The 17,714-nt window shown below is 71.2% G+C and carries 19 protein-coding genes; 17 read left to right on the top strand and 2 right to left on the bottom strand.

Annotated features, from left to right (window positions below; genetic code table 11):
• Positions 1–199: 199 nt before the first annotated feature.
• A complete protein-coding gene (locus EV668_RS07945) occupies positions 200–1,192 on the bottom strand; it encodes an L-threonylcarbamoyladenylate synthase (protein ID WP_133769231.1) in 993 nt (330 codons plus the stop codon).
• A gap of 91 nt (positions 1,193–1,283) precedes the next feature.
• Here EV668_RS07945 and EV668_RS07940 point away from each other — a divergent pair, with 91 nt between their 5' ends.
• The 13 genes from EV668_RS07940 (at position 1,284) to EV668_RS07880 (ending at position 14,016) form a co-directional block, all read left to right on the top strand.
• The gene (locus EV668_RS07940) at positions 1,284–3,041 is read left to right on the top strand and encodes an acyl-CoA dehydrogenase family protein (RefSeq protein WP_133769230.1); all 1,758 of its coding nucleotides are present in this window, start codon (positions 1,284–1,286) and stop codon (positions 3,039–3,041) included.
• A gap of 3 nt (positions 3,042–3,044) precedes the next feature.
• A complete protein-coding gene (locus EV668_RS07935) occupies positions 3,045–4,031 on the top strand; it encodes a magnesium transporter CorA family protein (RefSeq protein WP_133769229.1) in 987 nt (328 codons plus the stop codon).
• A 110-nt stretch (positions 4,032–4,141) separates the two neighbouring features.
• Positions 4,142–4,864 (top strand): SDR family NAD(P)-dependent oxidoreductase, encoded by a 723-nt coding sequence (locus tag EV668_RS07930; protein ID WP_133770071.1) that lies wholly within the window; start codon positions 4,142–4,144, stop codon positions 4,862–4,864.
• The gene (locus tag EV668_RS07925) at positions 4,861–5,937 is read left to right on the top strand and encodes a hypothetical protein (RefSeq protein ID WP_133769228.1); all 1,077 of its coding nucleotides are present in this window, start codon (positions 4,861–4,863) and stop codon (positions 5,935–5,937) included. The genes EV668_RS07930 and EV668_RS07925 overlap by 4 nt, the downstream gene beginning before the upstream one ends.
• Positions 5,934–6,371, top strand: a complete 438-nt coding sequence (locus EV668_RS07920; RefSeq protein WP_133769227.1) for an NUDIX hydrolase — start codon at positions 5,934–5,936, stop codon at positions 6,369–6,371. The genes EV668_RS07925 and EV668_RS07920 overlap by 4 nt, the downstream gene beginning before the upstream one ends.
• A gap of 71 nt (positions 6,372–6,442) precedes the next feature.
• Positions 6,443–6,694 (top strand): hypothetical protein, encoded by a 252-nt coding sequence (locus EV668_RS07915; protein WP_133769226.1) that lies wholly within the window; start codon positions 6,443–6,445, stop codon positions 6,692–6,694.
• Between the two features lie 67 nt (positions 6,695–6,761).
• Complete coding sequence (gene ygfZ, locus EV668_RS07910; protein WP_133769225.1) at positions 6,762–7,640, top strand: CAF17-like 4Fe-4S cluster assembly/insertion protein YgfZ; 879 nt, start codon at positions 6,762–6,764, stop codon at positions 7,638–7,640.
• Positions 7,637–8,266 (top strand): DNA-3-methyladenine glycosylase I, encoded by a 630-nt coding sequence (locus EV668_RS07905; protein WP_208111490.1) that lies wholly within the window; start codon positions 7,637–7,639, stop codon positions 8,264–8,266. Before ygfZ ends, EV668_RS07905 begins: the two co-directional genes overlap by 4 nt.
• On the top strand, positions 8,263–8,925 hold the full coding sequence (locus EV668_RS07900) for an HD domain-containing protein (protein ID WP_425359591.1): 663 nt from the start codon (positions 8,263–8,265) through the stop codon (positions 8,923–8,925). The genes EV668_RS07905 and EV668_RS07900 overlap by 4 nt, the downstream gene beginning before the upstream one ends.
• Positions 8,926–8,967: 42 nt before the next feature.
• Positions 8,968–11,661 carry a DUF2339 domain-containing protein gene (locus EV668_RS07895; protein WP_166652381.1) on the top strand — a complete coding sequence of 898 codons (2,694 nt, stop codon included), beginning with the start codon at positions 8,968–8,970 and terminating at the stop codon, positions 11,659–11,661.
• 55 nt (positions 11,662–11,716) lie between these two features.
• Positions 11,717–12,016 (top strand): exodeoxyribonuclease VII small subunit, encoded by a 300-nt coding sequence (locus EV668_RS07890; protein ID WP_133769223.1) that lies wholly within the window; start codon positions 11,717–11,719, stop codon positions 12,014–12,016.
• Between the two features lie 7 nt (positions 12,017–12,023).
• Complete coding sequence (locus EV668_RS07885) at positions 12,024–12,761, top strand: TlyA family RNA methyltransferase (RefSeq protein WP_133769222.1); 738 nt, start codon at positions 12,024–12,026, stop codon at positions 12,759–12,761.
• On the top strand, positions 12,754–14,016 hold the full coding sequence (locus tag EV668_RS07880; RefSeq protein ID WP_166652380.1) for a class I SAM-dependent RNA methyltransferase: 1,263 nt from the start codon (positions 12,754–12,756) through the stop codon (positions 14,014–14,016). Before EV668_RS07885 ends, EV668_RS07880 begins: the two co-directional genes overlap by 8 nt.
• A gap of 37 nt (positions 14,017–14,053) precedes the next feature.
• Here the strand turns inward: EV668_RS07880 and pdxH are convergent, their stop codons facing one another.
• The gene (gene pdxH / locus EV668_RS07875) at positions 14,054–14,659 is read right to left on the bottom strand and encodes a pyridoxamine 5'-phosphate oxidase (RefSeq protein ID WP_133769221.1); all 606 of its coding nucleotides are present in this window, start codon (positions 14,657–14,659) and stop codon (positions 14,054–14,056) included.
• 41 nt (positions 14,660–14,700) lie between these two features.
• Here pdxH and EV668_RS07870 point away from each other — a divergent pair, with 41 nt between their 5' ends.
• The 4 genes from EV668_RS07870 (at position 14,701) to EV668_RS07855 (ending at position 17,664) form a co-directional block, all read left to right on the top strand.
• Complete coding sequence (locus EV668_RS07870; RefSeq protein ID WP_133769220.1) at positions 14,701–15,159, top strand: RT0821/Lpp0805 family surface protein; 459 nt, start codon at positions 14,701–14,703, stop codon at positions 15,157–15,159.
• Between the two features lie 109 nt (positions 15,160–15,268).
• Positions 15,269–16,159 (top strand): DnaJ C-terminal domain-containing protein, encoded by an 891-nt coding sequence (locus EV668_RS07865; RefSeq protein ID WP_133769219.1) that lies wholly within the window; start codon positions 15,269–15,271, stop codon positions 16,157–16,159.
• Between the two features lie 96 nt (positions 16,160–16,255).
• Entirely contained in the window at positions 16,256–17,080 is an 825-nt protein-coding gene (gene fabI / locus EV668_RS07860) for an enoyl-ACP reductase FabI (RefSeq protein WP_133769218.1), read from the top strand.
• Entirely contained in the window at positions 17,077–17,664 is a 588-nt protein-coding gene (locus EV668_RS07855; protein WP_133770064.1) for a histidine phosphatase family protein, read from the top strand. Before fabI ends, EV668_RS07855 begins: the two co-directional genes overlap by 4 nt.
• Positions 17,665–17,714 lie beyond the last annotated feature (50 nt).

The raw sequence follows: 17,714 nt of genomic DNA, 5'->3' as shown, positions 1-17,714 counted from the left end.
GGATCTCGACGTGAATGCTCGGACCTCTCGGCAGGTTGAGCCGCCCCCAACCCGGCTCGCGCTCCGCGCGGGTCCGCCCTCCCCGCCGCTGCGCGGGGGGAGGGTTGGGCCAGGCGGCGACCGCGATCTGTCACGCCCGCGCCCAAGAGGGAGACGCTCGCCGCGCCGTCGCTGCGGCGTGGATGCGGTCGCGACGCCGTCATCGCTCGGCCGCCGCCCGCCTGAGGCGATCGTTGATCGCTTCGCCGAGGCCGTGGTCGGGGATCGGCACCACGGCGATCGACGTGGCGCCGGAGGCGTCGAGGGCGCGCAGATGGCCGAAGAGGTTGGCGGCGGCTTCCGCGAGGTCGCCGCCCGGGCTGAGATCGCGCGACGCTGCGGCGACCTCGAGGCCGGCAGGGGGGACGGATCCGAACAGAAGCGCCGCTTCGCCCGGCCGGATGACCTTCGCTTCGAGCCGCACCGTCGCGCGGGGCGCGTAATGGGACAGGAGCGCGCCGGGCGCGATCGGCGTCTCGCCTGCGTCCCGGCCCGAGGCGAGGGGGCGGCCGAGCAACGCCTCGATCGCCTCGCGCGGCACGCCGCCCGGCCGGAGCAGGGACGGCTCGCCGTCGAGGATGGCGACGATGGTCGATTCGACGCCGACCTCCGTCCGCCCGCCCATCACCACCGCATCGATGATGCCGTCGAGATCGGCGAGCACGTCCTCGGGCGAGGTCGGGCTGATCCGGCCCGAGAGGTTGGCGGAGGGAGCGACGACGGGGAAGCCGGCGCGCCGGAGAAGGTCGCGGGCCACGGGATGGGACGGCATCCGCAAGCCGACGCTGTCGAGGCCGGCACGGGCGAGGTCGCAGACCGTCCCGTCCGCCTGGCGCGGAACGACGAGGGTGAGGGGCCCCGGCCAGAAGGCCTCGGCGAGGCGCATGGCCACGGGCGCGAAGACCCCTTCGGCGCGCGCCGCATCCATCCCGGCGACATGGGCGATGAGCGGGTTGAAGGAGGGTCGGCCCTTCGCGGCGTAGAGCGCGGCGACGGCCCGCCCGTCGCGGCCGTCCGCGCCGAGGCCGTAGACCGTCTCGGTCGGGAAGGCGACGAGCCCGCCCGCCGCGAGGCGCGAAGCGGCCTGCGCGATCCCCGCCTCGTCCGGCGCGAGACGCCCCGTGTCAGCCTGCGTTGACGGCGTCATGTTCAAGGCACATTGATCCGGCCGCGCACGGCCCTCGCCATGCCTCCTCCGGGCGGCTAGGGGAGGGGGGCCGCCCCGTCAATCGTCGGAGACGCTCATGACCTATGCCGCTCCCGTGGAGGAAATGGCCGCGACCCTCAAGGCCGCCGCCGGGCTCGAGCGCGCCGTCGCGGACGGCCTCTATGGCGATCTGACCGTCGAGGATGTGACGGCCGTGCTCGAGGAGGCCGCGCGCTTCGCCGGCGACGTCATCGCACCGCTGAATCGTCCCGGGGATGCGGCCGGCACGCCCCTCGAAAACGGCGTCGTGACGCTGCCTGCCGCACATCGCGAGGCCTACAAGGCCTGGGCTGAGGCCGGCTGGAACGCTCTTCCGGGACCTGAGGAATTCGGCGGCCAGGGCCTGCCGCTCGTCGTGTCCGTGGCCTGCACCGAGATGTGGAACGCGGCCTCGATGGCCTTCTCCCTCGGCCCGCTGCTGACGATCGGCGCCGTCGAGGCGCTGGAGAAGCACGGCTCGGACGAGCTCAAGGAGCGCTATCTCGCCAAGCTCGTCTCCGGCGAGTGGATGGGGACGATGAACCTCACCGAGCCTCAGGCGGGCTCCGACCTCGCGGCCCTGCGCGCGAAGGCGGAACGGGCCGGCGACGGCACCTATCTGATCACGGGCACGAAGATCTTCATCACCTATGGCGAGCACGATCTGACGGACAACATCGTCCATCTCGTCCTCGCGCGCCTGCCGGATGCGCCGGCCGGGACGCGCGGCATCTCGCTCTTCCTCGTGCCGAAGATCCTGCCCGACGGCAGCCGCAACGACCTGCGCTGCTCGGGGATCGAGCATAAGCTCGGCATCCACGGCTCGCCCACCTGCACCATGTCCTACGGCGACGACGGCGGGGCCACCGGCTGGCTGATCGGCGAGGAGAATCGCGGCCTCGCCTGCATGTTCACGATGATGAACAACGCCCGGCTCAATGTCGGCATCCAGGGCGTCGCCATCGCCGAGCGCGCGTATCAGGGCGCACTCGCCTATGCGAAGGAGCGCCGGCAGGGCCGCGCGCCGGGCGCCTCGGGGCCGGGCATGAGCCCGATCATCGAGCATCCCGACATCCGGCGCATGCTCCTCACGATGAAGGCGCAGACGGCGGCCTCGCGCGCGATCTGCTACCGCACGGCGGCCGCGCTCGACCGGGCGCGCCTCGCCGGCGATCCCGCCGAGCGCGAGCGGGCCGCGGCCCAGGGTGCCCTCCTGACCCCCGTCGCGAAGGCCTATTCGACCGATATCGGGGTCGAGGTCGCCTCGCTCGGCATCCAGGTCCATGGCGGCATGGGCTTCATCGAGGAGACCGGCGCGGCCCAGCATCTGCGCGATTCCCGCATCGCACCGATCTACGAGGGCACGAACGGCATCCAGGCGATCGACCTCGTCACCCGCAAGCTCCCCCTCGCCGGCGGCGAGGCCGTGCGCGCCGAGATCGCCTCGATGCGGGCCACCGTGCGGGCGCTGATGAACAAGGGCGAGGTCTTCGGCATGACCGCCGCGCGCCTGCGCGACGCTGTCGAGAGCCTGGACCGGGCGACCTCGTTCCTGCAGCGCGCCCTCGCGGGGAACGATCCGACCGCGGCGCTTGCCGGCGCGACGCCGTATCTGCGCCTGTTCGGCCTCGCCTCCGGCGGGACGCTCCTCGCCGAGATCGCGCTCGCGGCGGGCGCGGACGAGGCGGGGGCGGCGCGGATCGCGCTCTGCCGGTTCTTCGCGGAGAACATCGCCGTCGGGGCTGCGGGGCTCGAAGCGAGCGTCGTCGACGGCGGCGGCTTCGCCGTAGACGCGGCTCTGGCGCTCGCGAGCTAGGCCATGATCGTCATCCACCGGCCGAGCGACGAGACGCCGGGCATCCTCGACCGGCGCATCCTCTCCGAGGACGAGCCGATCCCGCCGGACGCGCTCTGGATCGACCTGATCCGGCCGACCCCGGCCGAGGACCGGAAGACCGAGATCTTCCTCGGCATCGAGGTCCCGACCCGTGAGGAGCAGAAGGACATCGAGCCGTCCGAGCTGCTCTATGCGGAGCACGGCGCGCGCTATCTGACGACGCGCCTCCTCATCCGGGCCGACGAGGACGACCCGGAACTCTCCGGCATCACCTTCATCCTCAAGGGCAACGCGCTCGTCACCGTCCGCTACGCGGAGCCGCGCGCCTTCTCGATGTTCACGCAGAAGGCGGGGCGGCCCTATGGCTGCGGCCGGAGCGGCGAGGAGATCCTCGGCGGCCTCGTCGAGACCATCATGGACCGCGCGGCCGACATCCTTCAGCTCGCGGGCGAGCGGATCGATTCGCTCTCGCGCACCGTGTTCCGGTCCAATGCCGATCCCGGCGTCCGCAACGCCGAGTACCAGGACACCCTGCGCGCCCTCGGCCATTGGGGCGATCTCATCTCGAAGCAGCGCGAAAGCCTCGTCTCGATCGAGCGCACGCTGCTCTTCCTCTCGGCGAGCTACCGCGCCAGCAAGGTCGAGAAGGGCCTGCGCGACCAGATGCGGACGACGCTGCGCGACCTCCAGTCGCTCGAGGAGCACGCGACCTTCCAGGCGGCCAAGATCCAGTTCCTGCTCGACGCGACGCTCGGCCTCGTCAATCTCGAGCAGAACAACATCATCAAGCTGTTCTCGGTCATGGCGGTGGTGTTCATGCCGCCGACGCTGATCGCCTCGATCTACGGCATGAACTTCAAGAACATGCCCGAGCTCGAGGTCGGGCTCGGCTACCCGCTCGCCCTGCTGCTGATGGTCGTGGCGGCCATCGCGCCCTATTTCTTCTTCCGCCTGAAGCGCTGGCTGTGAGGGCGTCCGGCCGCATGGACGCCTCTCTCGCCCGCCTCTAGATAGATCGCTCCCTCAGCCGCATCGGATCCCCCTTGGCCTCGGATCGTCCCAACACCGACCGCCGCGTCATGCTGCTGACAGGCGCGAGCCGCGGCATCGGCCACGCGACCGTGAAGCGCTTCCAGGCCGCGGGCTGGCGCGTCATCACCTGTTCGCGCCACGCCTTCCCCGAGAACTGTCCCTGGCAGATGGGTCCGGAGGACCACCTCCAGGTCGATCTCGCCAGTGCCGACGACACCCTGCGGGCGATCGCGGAGACGAAGCAGCGGCTCGAGAGCGAGGGCTCCGTCCTGCACGCCCTCGTCAACAATGCCGGCATCTCGCCCAAGGGGCCGAACCGCTCGCGGCTCGCCGGGCTCGAGACCGAGCATGCCGACTGGCTGAAGGTCTTCCAGGTCAATTTTTTCGCCACGATCATGCTCGCGCGCGGCCTTCGGGACGAGCTCGCCCGGGGCAGGGGCTCGATCGTGAACGTCACCTCGATCGCCGGCTCGAAGGTCCACCCCTTCGCCGGCGCCGCCTACGCGACCTCGAAAGCCGCCCTCGCGGCGCTGACGCGGGAGATGGCCTACGATTTCGGACCGCTCGGCGTGCGCGTGAACGCGATCTCCCCCGGCGAGATCGACACCTCGATCCTGTCGCCCGGCACGGAGAAGATCGTCGAGACGATCCCGCTCAAGCGCCTCGGCACGACGGACGAGGTGGCGAAGGCCATCTATTTCCTCTGCACCGACGCCTCCTCCTACGTGAACGGCGCCGAACTGCACATCAACGGCGGCCAGCACGTATGAGCCGAGCCGTCCGGATCGCGGCCGCGCTCGTCCTCACCGCCGCAGGCCTCGGCGCGGCGCGGGCCGAGCCGAGCGTGACGGTGGTGCCGCTCGGCTTCGAGGTCGAGCAGTTCCGCGGACCCTCGAGCCGCGTCGGCGCGACGGCGGCCTCCATCGCCGCCTTCGAGGGCGACCGGGCGGCGCTGAAGGGGCCGGTCGTGGTCGTCTGGGGTCGGGAGGGCGGCGCGGCGCTGACGCTCGACGGGGCTTCGATCAAGGTCGTGCGGGCACGCAAGGGCCTCGGCGACCTGCCGGCCCTGGAGCGCGGGCACAACGCCCTGCCGGACTCGCGTGTCGGAGGGGTCGGGGCGCTGTCGGCGCAGTTCGAGGTCCCCTTGCGCGACTACGCCCACGAGGCGCTCGGCTCGGCCGTCCATGCCGGCGTCCTCGCCGTGACCGAACGGAAGCCGTCGCCGCCGACGAGCGAGCCGAAGCCGGTCGGCCGGGACGTCGTCCGCATCCCCGCGGGCGAGGGCGCGGTCTTCGAGGACCGCGAGCCGCATCTCGTGACGCTGGGCGGCCAGCCAGCCATCCTCGCCGTGCGCTCGTATCAGGGGAAGGGCTCGGCCCTCGCCCTGGTCGCGAAGCGCGAGGGCGCCTGGCGGCTCGTGGCCGAAACCCCGGCGGATGGCGAGCCCTATCGCTGGCTGAACCCCGTCGCGGGGGGCGCTGCCCGCGACGTCGCCCTGGTGCGCAGGCCGCATCTCGACGGCCTCCTCCAGCTCTGGCGGCTGGAGGGCGACACGCTCGTCCTGCGGGCCGAGAAGGCCGGCTATTCCAACCACGTCTATGGTGGCCCGGCGCAGGACCTCGCGGCCTGGATCCCCGGTCCCGACGGCAAGCCCCGGCTCGTCGTGCCGACGCTCGACCGGGCCGCGCTCGCGATCCTCGCCGTCGAGCCCGAGCTGAAGGAGGTCGCCCGCATCCCGCTGCCGGCCAAGGCCAAGTCGGGCCTCGCGGTGCTCGGCGAGGGGCGCGACCTCCACGTCGTCGTCGGGCTCGAGGATGGCCGCGTCGCCGATATCCGGCCGTGAGCGAGGATCGGCAATATCCGGCGAGGCCCTTCCTCGCCGCGTCGGTGGCCGTGCTGCGGGAAGACCGGGTGCTCCTCGCCGCCCGTGCCCGCCCGCCCCTCGATCATATCTGGTCCCTGCCCGGCGGGCTCGTCGAGCCGGGCGAGAGCCTCGCCGAGGCGGCCCTGCGCGAGCTCAAGGAGGAGACCGGCGTCGAGGCGACGCTGATCGGCCGCCTCGATCCGATCGAGTATATCGACCGCGATCCGGAGGGGCGCGTGCGGCACCATTTCGTCATCTGCCCGCATGCAGCAACCTGGCTGAGCGGGGAGGGCGAGACGAGCCCCGAAGCCCTCGCGATCCGCTGGGCGCTCGAGGGCGAGATCGAGGACGAACCGACGACGCCGGGCCTGATCCCGATCCTGCACGCGGCCTTCGCCGGCGCACGCCGTTAACCTGTTCGAAAGGTTCGGCTGGCCGGGCGTCCCGAAGCCGCTAAAAAGAGCGCGGACATCGCCGGCTCAGAATGATCGAACAGTCAGACACCGCCTTCTTCGACGAAGCGAATCACAAGCGCGCCGCGCTCGGCTATGTCGAGCAGGCTTTCGCGGAAGCCGAGCTCGACGGGCTGGACAGCGACTTCGTCGTCCAGGCGGCGCTCTTCCAGGCCTTCCGCCATCTCGTCGAACTCTACGGCGAGGAGCAGACGGCGACCTATGCCGAGAGCCTGCCCGAGCGCATCCGGGGCGGTGGCTTCTCGATCGCCCCGAAGCATTGAGCGCGGACGCGTCGCGTCCTAGATCATGCGGGCCGGAATCGATCCGGCGCCAACGGGAATCCAGGGCATGCCGTCGACGAGGCTGGACGACCGCGGGGTCGTCGCCGTCACCGGCCAGGAGGCACGCGCCTTCCTCGACCGGATCGTGACCTGCGAGGTCGAGACGCTCGCGGCGGGCGGAGCGCGCTACGGCGCCCTGCTCGCGCCGCAGGGCAAGATCCTCACCGATTTCGTGATGATGCCGGGCGCGGCCGCCGCGGACGGGGGAGAGACCTTCCTCCTCGACGCGCCGGCGGCGAACGTCGCCGACCTCGCCAAGCGCCTGACCCTCTATCGGCTGCGCGCCAAGCTGACCGTCGCCGACCGTTCGGCCGAACTCGCCGTCGTCGCGGGTTGGGGCGAGGCGAGCCCGCCGGAGGGTGCCGAGGCGCAGGCTGCCGATCCGCGGCTCGCGGCCCTCGGCTGGCGGGCGATCGTCCCGCGCGACCGGGCGCCGGCCGGGGATGACGGCGCGGCCTACGATGCGCATCGCATCGCACTCGGCATCCCGAGCGGGGGCCAGGATTTCGCCTTCGCGGACGCCTTTCCGCATGAAGCCCTGATGGATCAGATCGGCGGGGTCGATTTCAAGAAGGGCTGCTATGTCGGCCAGGAGGTCGTCTCCCGGATGCAGCATCGCGGGACCGCCCGCACCCGCATTCTGCCGCTGATCTATGACGGCGCCCCGCCGCCTCCCGGCACCGAGGTCAGAGCCGGTGAGAAGGTGCTCGGACGGACCGGCACCGTCTCGGGCTCGCGCGGCCTCGCGACGCTCCGGATCGACCGCGTGGCGGACGCGCTCGACGCGGGCGAGGCGCTGCTCGCGGATGGCGTGCCGGCGAGGATCGATGCGCCGGATTGGATCCGGTTCGCCGTGCCCGGACGCGCGGCGACCGACGCCGCATGAGCAAGCCCGTCATCCCGGACGGCCTCATCCGCCACGAGGACGGCCGCATGCGCTGCTGGTGGCCGGGGACGGACCCACTCTACGTCGCCTATCACGACACCGATTGGGGCGTGCCCGAGCGCGACGGCCGGGCCCTGTTCGAGAAGCTGATCCTCGACGGCTTCCAGGCCGGGCTGTCGTGGATCACGATCCTGCGCAAGCGCGACGCCTTCCGCGCCGCCTTCGCCGGGTTCGAGCCCGAGGCGATCGTCGGCTTCACGCCGGCGAAGGTCGAGGCGCTGATGGGCGATGCCGGCATCGTCCGCAACCGCGCCAAGATCGAGGGCACCATCAAATCCGCGCGCGTCTACCTCGACATGGGTGGGGCGGAGGCCTTCGCGAATTTCTTCTGGGACCGGATCGATCACCGCGCGCTCCAGCCGGATATCGAGAGCCGGCGGCAGGTCCAGGCCTCGACCAAACTCTCGACAGACCTGTCCAAGGAGCTGAAATCGAAAGGTTTCAAGTTCTGCGGACCGACCATCGTCCATGCCTTCATGCAGGCGACCGGCATGGTCAACGACCATCTCGTCGGCTGCTATCGCCACGCCGAATGCGCCGCGTTCGCCGAGCGCCCGTCCGCGTGACGGGCTCGCCGCGACCCGCCCGATCCGCGCGGGCAGCGAAGGCCGCCCCGCCGCGCGCCTGGCAGCGGATGCTGTCGGGCCGCCGGCTCGACATCCTCGATCCCTCGCCGCTCGACGTCGAACTCGACGATATCGCGCATGGCATCGCCCGCGTGCCGCGCTGGAACGGACAGACGGTCGGCGCCTATCCGTACTCGGTCGCCCAGCATTCCTGCCTCGTCGAGGCGATCGCCGCCGAACTCGATCCCGGCCTGACCGATGCGGCCCGCCTCGCGGTCCTCCTCCACGATGCGCCGGAATACGTCGTCGGCGACGTCATCACGCCCCTGAAGGCGGCGCTCGGCGGTGCCTTCGGCGAGATCGAGCACCGCCTGCACGCCGTCATCCACATCGCCTTCGGCCTGCCGCCGGAAGCCTCCCCAGAACTCCGGCGGCTGATCAAGCGCGCCGATCGGAGCGCGGCCTGGCTCGAGGCGACCTCGCTCGCCGGGTTCTCGCTCGAGGAGGCCGTCCAGACCTTCGGCCGGCCCGACACCCCCCCGGACAACGTGGGTCATCTCCTCGAACCCTGGCCGACCGAGGACGCCCAGGCGCGGTTTCGCGCCCGTGTCCTCGTCTGCCTGCCCGCGAAACAGGTCGGACATCCGCGCACGCTATAGCGCCCCTCCGCAAACCCGGCGCCCGCGCCGCGAAGGTCGATCTTGGAAACCGTTCTCCTTCTCCTGTGCCTGATCGCGATCGTCGGATTGCACCGCCGTAATTCCGGCTTCGCCAGCCGGATCGACAAGCTGGAGCAGCGGGTCCGTGCCTTGTCGGCGCCGGTCGAACCCGGCCCGGCCCCGGTTTCCTCGGCGCCGGACATCCGGGAGGAGGCCGCCCCACCGCTTGCCCCACCGCCGGAGGTCACGGCGACGGACGAGACGCAGGAGCGGCTTGCCCCGTCCGTCGTGCCGCCCGTCGCCCTGCCTCCCGCATCGCCCCTTCCGGCCTCCTCGCCGCGCCCGTCGCGCGGCTTCGAGGAGAATCTCGGCTCGCGCTGGGCGGTCTGGGTGGGCGGCGTCGCCCTCGCGCTCGGCGGCATCTTCCTCGTGCGCTACTCGATCGAGCAGGGCCTCATCGGGCCCGGCGTGCGGGTCCTGCTGGGCCTCGCCTTCGCGGCCGGGCTGATCGCGGGCGGGGAATGGCTTCGCCGCCGCGAGCAGCCGCTCGACGTCGCGGCCTTCGGCAACGCCAATATTCCGGCCATCCTGACGGCCGCCGGCACCTCGACGGCCTTCGCCTCGATCTACGCGGCCTACGGCCTCTACGGGTTGATCGGGCCGACGCTCGCCTTCGTCGCGCTCGGCCTCGTCGCCGCCGTCACCATGGGTGCCGCGATCCTGCACGGCCCGGCCCTGGCCGGGCTCGGCCTCGTCGCGGCTCTCGTCTGCCCTCTCCTCGTCCAGACGACGGATCCCAGCCCCGTCGCCCTCGTCCTCTATCTCGCCTTCGCGACCGGAACGTCCTACGCCGTCTCGCGCCTGCGCCTCTGGCGCTGGCTCGCGGTCTCGACGGCGGTCGGCGCGATCCTCTGGGGCTTCGGGCTGCTCGTCGGCGGCGATGCGTGGCTCGCCGCGCTTGTGACGCACGTCCTCGTCCAACTCGTGCTGGCGCTCCTCTTCCTCGTCGTCGATCCGCACCGGACCGAGGCGCCGGAGGAGGCGGTGATCGACCGTCTGGCCACGGTCCCGGTCTTCTTCTTCGCGATCCTGGCCGTCTTCGCGACCGCCTCCTTCGGCACCGGGCTCGAGCGTCCTCTCTTCATCGCCGCGGTCGTCCTCCTGATGACCGTCTCGGCCTGCCGCTATCCGGCCGGTGCCGGCGGCGCGCTCGCCGGCGGCCTCGCGAGCGTCGGCATGCTGGCGATCTGGCCGGTCGTGAGCCAAGCCTGGAGCGAGCCCGAGCGCTTCGTGCGGGACCTCGCGGTCTCGCCCGCGCCCGAGGCGCTGACGAGCTTCGTCACGGCGGCCGTGTTGGTGGGCGCCATCGTCCCGCTCCTGAGCCTGCTTCGCCTCGGCTTCGGCCATCGCCTGCGGATGGGCCCCGCGGCCTGGTACACGGCGGCCCTGACGCTGACCCCGCTCGGCGTGCTGATCGTCGCTTATTGGCGCGTGACCTATTTCGACCACAGCATTCCCTTCGCCGTGGTCGCCGGCGCGATGGGGCTCGGCTTCGCCGCGGCGACGGCCTGGCTCCGGGGCAAGGACCCCGATCTCGACAGCCCGGCGATCCGCCTCGCCGTCGGCGGGGCGGCCTCCGCCGCCATCGCCGCGCTCGCGGCGGGCCTGACCTTCGCCTTCGACCGTGGAATCCTCACCGTCACGCTCGCCCTCGCGGCGCTCGGGACAGCGTATGTCGCCGAACGGGTGAAGGTGCCGGCCCTGCGCTGGATGGTCGGCGCGCTCGGCATCGCCGTCGCGGGCCGCTTCGCCTGGGACCCGAGCATCATGCGCGGCGAGATCGGCACGACGCCGATCGTCAACTGGCTGCTCTGGGGCTACGGCGTGCCGGCGGCGGCCTTCCTCCTCGCGAGCCGCATCCTCGCCCGCGAGGGCCGCGACTGGGTGGTGCGCTTCGTCGAGAGCCTCGGCTTCGTCTTCGCCGCCCTGCTCGTCTTCCTCCAGATGCGGCATGCCCTGAACGGCGGCGATCCCTTCGCGCCGACCACGAGCCACATGGAGGCCGGGCTTGCCGTCACGCAGGCTCTCGCCTTCTCGCTGCTGATGGTCCGGCTCGACCTGTCGCGGCCCGATACGCTGTATCGCTACGCCTCGCTCCTGTTCGGCGGGCTCGCGATTCTCGGCTCGGCCGTGGTCCTCGGCGTGTTCGAGAACCCGTTCCTCGGCGGCGGTCGGGTCATCGGCGGGCCGGTCTTCAACTCCCTGATCCCGGCCTATCTGGTCCCGGCCGCGATGGCGGCGGCGCTCGCCTGGGCGGCGCGGCTGAACCGTCCGAGGGCCTTCGTCCTCGCCGCGGCGGCACTCGCCCTCATCCTCGAGCTGACCTACAGTTCTCTCGCGGTGCGGCGGTTGTTCCATCCCGGCGGCCGGATCGACCTGTTCCGGTCGATGTCGGATGCCGAACTCTGGTGCCATTCGCTGGTCCTGCTCGCGAACGGGCTCGTCCTGCTCGCGATCGGCATCCTGTGGAGGCTGCGCGAGGCGCGCCTCGCCGCGCTGGTCTGCCTCGTCCTCGCGGTGCTGAAGGTCTTCCTCGTCGACCTCTCGGCCCTGCAAGGGCTGACGCGGGCGCTGTCCTTCGTCGGGCTCGGCCTCGCGCTGATGGCGATCGGCTTCGTCTACCAGCGCTTCGTGGCCCCGTCCGGCGCCGCCCGGCCGCCGGACCCGGCGCCCTGACCGGCCGCCGCGACCGATCCTTGCAACCCCGGGCGGGCGGCCCCATAAGCCGCCCATGAGCAAAACCGCCGCCTCCGCCGGACCGGCCCCCTCCGCGAGCGCCCATTCCGCGAGCGCCCCCGCCGATATCGCGGCGCTGCCCTTCGAATCGGCGCTCGCCGAGCTCGAGGAGATCGTGAAGCAGCTCGAGGGCGGCCGGGTGCCGCTCGAGGATTCGATCGCGATCTTCGAACGGGGCGAGGCGCTGAAGCGCCATTGCGAGGGGCTTCTCAAGCGCGCCGAGGCGCGGATCGACCGGATCACGCTCGGGCCGGACGGCGAGCCGACCGGCACCGCGCCGCTCGACCCAGCCTGAGGCCGCGATGGGCGGCGAGCGGCGCCGCGCCGACATGGTCCTCGTGTCCCGCGGCCTCTTCGAGAGCCGGGCGAGGGCGCGCGCCGCGATCGAGGCCGGGCTCGTCTCGGCCGACGGCGCCGCCGTCCGCAAACCCTCCGACATGATCCGCGACGCGGCCGCGATCGAAGCCGCCGCGCCCCATCCCTATGTCTCGCGCGGCGGGGTCAAGCTCGCGGCGGCGCTCGACGCTTTCGGCATCGATCCGGCGGGCTGCGACTGCCTCGACGTCGGCGCCTCGACCGGCGGCTTCACCGACGTGCTGCTCCGGCGCGGGGCACGGCACGTGATCGCGCTCGATGTCGGGCGCGAGCAGCTTCACGCGACCATCGCGGCCGATCCGCGTGTGACGGCCCTCGAGGCGACGGATATCCGCCGGGCCGAGGGGCTGGTGGCGCCCGGCAGCATCGACCTCGCGACGGTCGACGTCAGCTTCATTTCGCTGGATCTGGTCCTGCCGATGCTCGTGTCGTATCTCAAGGATATGTCGCAACTCGTTGTTCTGATTAAACCTCAGTTTGAGGTCGGCCGCACCGGTCTCGGGCGCGGCGGCATCGTCCGCGACGATGCTCTGCGGGACGAGGCCGTGGCCCGCATCGTCGGACGGATCGGGGATCTCGGCTTCCGGGTGGTCGGCCCCATCCCGTCCCCGATCGAGGGCGGGGACGGCAATCGCGAGTTCCTGGCGGGAGCGATCCGTGGCTGAGCAACTGCGCATCGACCGGCTCGGCGCCGGCGGCGACGGGATCGCGGACACCGCCGCAGGGCCCGTGCCCGTCCCCTATGCGCTGCCGGGCGAACGGGTGACGGTCGAGCCCGGCGGGAAGCGCGCGCGGCTGCTCTCGGTCGACGAGGCCTCGCCGGACCGCGTGGAGCCGTTCTGCATCTATTTCGGCCGGTGCGGAGGCTGTGTTTCCCAGCACTTGGCCGCAGAACCTTATGCAGCATGGAAACGCGAGAAGGTCGTCTCGACCCTCGCCCGGGCCGGGCTCGCGCCGCCGATCGGTGCCCTCGCGGACGGCCATGGCGCGGGGCGGCGGCGGATGGTGCTCCACGCCCGCCGCATCGATGGCGAGGTGAGGTCGGGCTTCATGGCGGCCGGCAGCCATGATCTCGTGCCGATCGAGCATTGCCCGATCACGGTGCCGGCGCTCCATCCCGCGCCCGCCATCGCCGCGCGGCTCGCGGCCGTGGTGATCGCCTCCGGCAAGCCGATCGACGTCGCCGTGACGGCGAGCGAGGCGGGGCTCGACGCGGATCTGCGCGGCTCGGGGAAGGCCAGCGACAAGCAGCGCCAGAGCCTGATCGCACTCGCGGCCGAACTCGATCTCGCGCGGGTCTCGATCCATGGCGACGTGCTGGTCGAGCGGCGCCCGCCGGCCGTCCCGATGGGCCGCGCCGCACCGGTGCCGCCGCCGGGCGGCTTCCTGCAGGCGACGGCTGCGGGGGAGGCGGCTCTCACCGCGCTGGTGCTGGAGGGGGTGGGCAAGGCGAAGCGCGTCGCCGATCTCTTCTGCGGCGTCGGCCCCTTCGCGCTCCGGCTCGCGGAGCGGGCGGAGGTCCATGCCGTCGAGGGCGAGGCGGCGCTCCTTGCGGCCCTCGACAAGGCGGCGCGGCGCACGGAGGGGCTGCGCCGGATCACGACCGAGCAGCGCGACCTCTTCCGTAGGCCGCTCCTGCCGACGGAATTCGAGCGCTTCGACGCGGCCGTCATCGACCCGCCGCGCCAGGGGGCGGAGGCGCAGATCCGTCAGATGATCCCGTCATCCCTGGATCGGGTGATCATGGTCTCCTGTGATGCCGGGACCTTCGCCCGGGACGCGGCGGCGCTGGTCTCGGGCGGCTTCGCCTTGGAGAGCGTCGTGCCGGTCGATCAGTTCAAGTGGAGCGCCCATGTCGAGCTCGTGGGCACGTTCCGGCGGGAGCGCGGCCGGGGAGGGCGCAGCCCGCGCCGGCGCTGATCGCCGCCCTTGATCCTGTGATCCGGGGATCGTGGGATCAAGGATAGAGGCGCGCCGTGGTCCAGCCGTCCGCCGCTTTCGTGAAGCGGACGCGGTCGTGCAGGCGGAACGGCTTGTCCTGCCAGAACTCGATCGCGACCGGGGCGATGCGGAAGCCGCTCCAGTAGGGAGGGCGCGGCACCTCGCCGACGGCGTAGCGGGCCGCCTTCACGGCCACGGCCTTCTCCAGCGCGAAGCGGCTTTCCAGCGGGCGCGACTGCTGGCTGGCCCAGGCGCCGATGCGGCTGTCGCGCGGGCGGCTCGCGAAATAGGCATCGGCCTCGGCGTCGGACACGCGGGAGACGGGCCCTCGGATGCGGACCTGTCGCCGCAGGCTCTTCCAGTGAAACACCGCCGCCGCCTTGGGCTGCCCCGCAAGCTCGACGCCCTTGGCGGATTCGAGGTTGGTGTAGAATACGAAGCCCGAGGGATCGGCCCCCTTGAGCAGCACCATCCGGACATCCGGCAGGCCGTCGGCATCGACGGTCGCGAGGGCCATCGCGTTCGCATCGTTCGGCTCGGATCGCGAGGCCTCCGCCAGCCAGGTTTCGAACAGGCGGAAGGGCTCGGACGCCTCCGTGAAATCACCTGTTAAGTTGTCCACGCTCTATTCCGATCGTTTGTTGCGTACTCACCCGAAGGCCGATGAGCGAGACCTATAGGCGACGATCGAACGCCCGCGAAGCCATCCGCGCGAGTGCTGCGGCGGCTTTCCTGAGCCTCTTTCTCGGCAGCTGCAGCCTGTCGCTCACCGGCTCGTCCGACGAGAAGGTGGAAACGACGGGCTCGATCCGCCCGGCGGCGACGACGCTGTCTCCCGATCTCGGGCAGGAGGATTGGCGCCGCGCCAAGGGAGCGCTCGCCATCGCGCTCGATCCCCAGGGCAGCGGCGCCGCCGTGAAATGGGATAACCCGGATTCGCGGATCAGCGGCACCATCACGCCCGTCGCGCAGCCCTTCGTGAAGGAGCACGAGATCTGCCGCGCCTTCCTCGCGACGATCGAGTTTCCGGACCGGAGCACGTCCCTGCAGGGCAATGCCTGCCGGCTCTCCGCGGACGATTGGGAGCTGAAGGACGTCCGGCCATGGCGCAAACCGGCCTGAACGGCGCATCGCTCCACAACCAGGGCGTTGCATGCCGGCAACACCCTCCCTACATGTCCCGTGACATCGCTCCCGGCCGCCTCCCAGCGGCGCGGGACCGGAGCCTTTCATGCGCGATCCCTACCAGGCACTGAACATCAAGCGGGGAGCTGACGAGGCCGAGATCAAGCGGGCCTTCCGCAAGCTCGCCAAGCAGTACCACCCCGACCGGAACGCCGACGATCCGAAGGCGAAGGAGAAGTTCGCCGAGATCAACACCGCCTACGAGATCCTCGGCGACCAGACGAAGCGCGCCCAGTTCGACCGGGGCGAGATCGATGCCGAGGGCAAGCCGAAATTCCAGGGCTTCGAGGGGTTCGGGGGCGGCGGACGCCAGGGCTTCGAGGGGTTCGCCTCGGGCTTCGGCGGCGCCGGCGCCGGCTCGGGCGCGGACGACATCTTCTCCCACCTGTTCGGAGACGCGCTGCGCGGCGGGCGAGGGTCCCGGACGCGGAAGGGCGAGGACATCTCGGCGGTCCTCACCGTGACGATCGAGGACATCGCGCGGGAGCGCAAGCAGCGCATCGGATTGTCGGGCGGGCGTGACGTCGAGGTGACTCTCCCCGCCGGCGTCGGCGACGGCCAGACCATCCGTCTGCGTGGTCTCGGCGGACCGGGGCAGGGCGGCGGCGAGCCGGGCGACGTCCTCCTCACGGTCAAGATCGCGCCGCAGGAGCGGTACGTGGTCTCAGGCCAGGACCTGAAGACGCGGGTGCCGGTCGATCTCGAGGACGCGATCCTCGGCGGCAGGGTGCGGGTCGAGACGCCGACCGGGTCCGTCGAGATGAACATCCCGGCCATGACGACCTCCGGACGCACCTTCCGCCTGAGGGGCAAGGGGCTGCCGCGAAAGGACGGGCACGGCGACCTTCTCGCCACCGTCGAGATCAGGCTGCCGCCACAAGCCGACGACGCCCTGGTCGACTATGCAAAGTCGCGCCGGGCGGCGAAAGTCGGTTGACCGGGGCTTTTCGAAGCGGCGGGAGGCTCTTCCGTCTACGGAGAGGCTCCGCTAAACAATTTCTCTGTTCTCAGTCGAGGGTTTTGCGGGTGGGTCATGGCGGATAAGGGAGCGGGCCTGCTGGCAGGCAAGCGGGGCCTCATTATGGGCGTCGCCAATAACCGCTCGATCGCGTGGGGAATCGCCCGTTCGGCGAGAGCGCACGGGGCAGAGCTCGCCTTCACCTATCAGGGCGACGCGTTGAAGAAGCGCGTCGAGCCGCTGGCGAAGGAATTGGGCGGCGAGGTCGTCGGCCATTGCGACGTGACCGATTCCGACAGCATCGACGCGGTCTTCGCCGAGACGGAGCGCCGTTTCGGCACGATCGACTTCCTCGTCCACGCGATCGCTTTCGCGGACAAGGACGAGCTGACCGGCCGCTACGTCGATACGAGCGAGGCGAACTTCACGAAGTCGCTGCTCATCTCCTGCTACTCGTTCACCGCCGTCGCGCGCCGGGCCGAGAAGCTGATGCCGAATGGCGGCTCGCTCATCACGCTGACCTATTACGGCTCCGAGAAGTGGATGCCCCACTACAACGTGATGGGCGTCGCCAAGGCCGCGCTGGAAGCCTCGGTCCGCTACCTCGCGGCCGATCTCGGCCCGAACGCGATCCGCGTGAACGCGATCTCGGCCGGCCCGATCAAGACGCTCGCGGCGTCGGGGATCGGCGATTTCCGCTACATCCTGCGCTGGAACGAGTACAACGCGCCGCTGCGCCGGACCGTCAGCATCGAGGAGGTCGGCGAGACCGCGTCCTACCTCGCCTCGGACATGGCGAAGGGTGTCACCGGCGAAGTCATGCATGTCGATGCCGGCTATCACGTCGTGGGCATGAAGAATCCCGAGGCGCCCGATCTCTCCCTCGATCGCGAGGGCTGATCCTGGACCGAACCGTCTATTTCGTCCGGCACGGCGAGACCGACTGGAACGCCGAGGCGCGCCTGCAGGGCCAGCGCGACATCCCGCTGAACGCCTTCGGCCGCGTTCAGGCCGAGGAGGTTGCGCGCAAGCTGCGCAAGATCGCGCCCGAGGTCGAGACGCTGCCCTTCATCGCGAGCCCGCTCGGCCGCACGCGCGAGACGATGGAGATCCTGCGCCGTGGCCTCGGCCTTCCGGCGGAGGGCTACACGGCTGTTTCCCGCTGGGCGGAACTCAGCTTCGGCGAATGGGAAGGCTCGACCTGGAAGGAGGTCCGCCGGCAGCACGCGGATCTCGCCGCGCGCCGCGAGCGCGACAAATGGGGTTATCGGCCGCCCGGCGGGGAGAGCTATGCCGACCTGACGGCGCGGATCGCGCTGGCCGCGGACGATCTTCCCGCCTCCTGCGTCCTCGTCTCGCACGGGGGCGTGGCGCGCGCTCTGTTGCATCTTCTGGCGGGCGTGCCAAAGGAGAAGGCACCGCTGGTCGATATCTGGCAGGGCCGGGTTCTCGTCTTCGCGGCGAACGGCTACCGCTGGCACTGAACCGATCGGCGGCGGGCGTCGTTCAAGCCGTGTTCAAGACCCGGCGGGCA

It is taken from the genome of Enterovirga rhinocerotis, assembly GCF_004363955.1.
Taxonomy (GTDB): Bacteria; Pseudomonadota; Alphaproteobacteria; order Rhizobiales; family Beijerinckiaceae; genus Enterovirga; species Enterovirga rhinocerotis.
Note: the sequence above shows the minus strand (reverse complement) of the source record. Positions and strands in the feature narration are given on the sequence as shown.

Coding starts and splice junctions, on each gene's coding strand:
- EV668_RS07865 (WP_133769219.1), top strand. CDS start 15,269: ATGCGCGATCCCTACCAGGCACTGAACATCAAGCGGGGAGCTGACGAG.
- EV668_RS07935 (WP_133769229.1), top strand. CDS start 3,045: ATGATCGTCATCCACCGGCCGAGCGACGAGACGCCGGGCATCCTCGAC.
- EV668_RS07885 (WP_133769222.1), top strand. CDS start 12,024: ATGGGCGGCGAGCGGCGCCGCGCCGACATGGTCCTCGTGTCCCGCGGC.
- EV668_RS07905 (WP_208111490.1), top strand. CDS start 7,637: ATGAGCAAGCCCGTCATCCCGGACGGCCTCATCCGCCACGAGGACGGC.
- fabI (WP_133769218.1), top strand. CDS start 16,256: ATGGCGGATAAGGGAGCGGGCCTGCTGGCAGGCAAGCGGGGCCTCATT.
- EV668_RS07930 (WP_133770071.1), top strand. CDS start 4,142: ATGCTGCTGACAGGCGCGAGCCGCGGCATCGGCCACGCGACCGTGAAG.
- EV668_RS07890 (WP_133769223.1), top strand. CDS start 11,717: ATGAGCAAAACCGCCGCCTCCGCCGGACCGGCCCCCTCCGCGAGCGCC.
- ygfZ (WP_133769225.1), top strand. CDS start 6,762: ATGCCGTCGACGAGGCTGGACGACCGCGGGGTCGTCGCCGTCACCGGC.
- EV668_RS07915 (WP_133769226.1), top strand. CDS start 6,443: ATGATCGAACAGTCAGACACCGCCTTCTTCGACGAAGCGAATCACAAG.
- EV668_RS07925 (WP_133769228.1), top strand. CDS start 4,861: ATGAGCCGAGCCGTCCGGATCGCGGCCGCGCTCGTCCTCACCGCCGCA.
- EV668_RS07870 (WP_133769220.1), top strand. CDS start 14,701: ATGAGCGAGACCTATAGGCGACGATCGAACGCCCGCGAAGCCATCCGC.
- EV668_RS07940 (WP_133769230.1), top strand. CDS start 1,284: ATGACCTATGCCGCTCCCGTGGAGGAAATGGCCGCGACCCTCAAGGCC.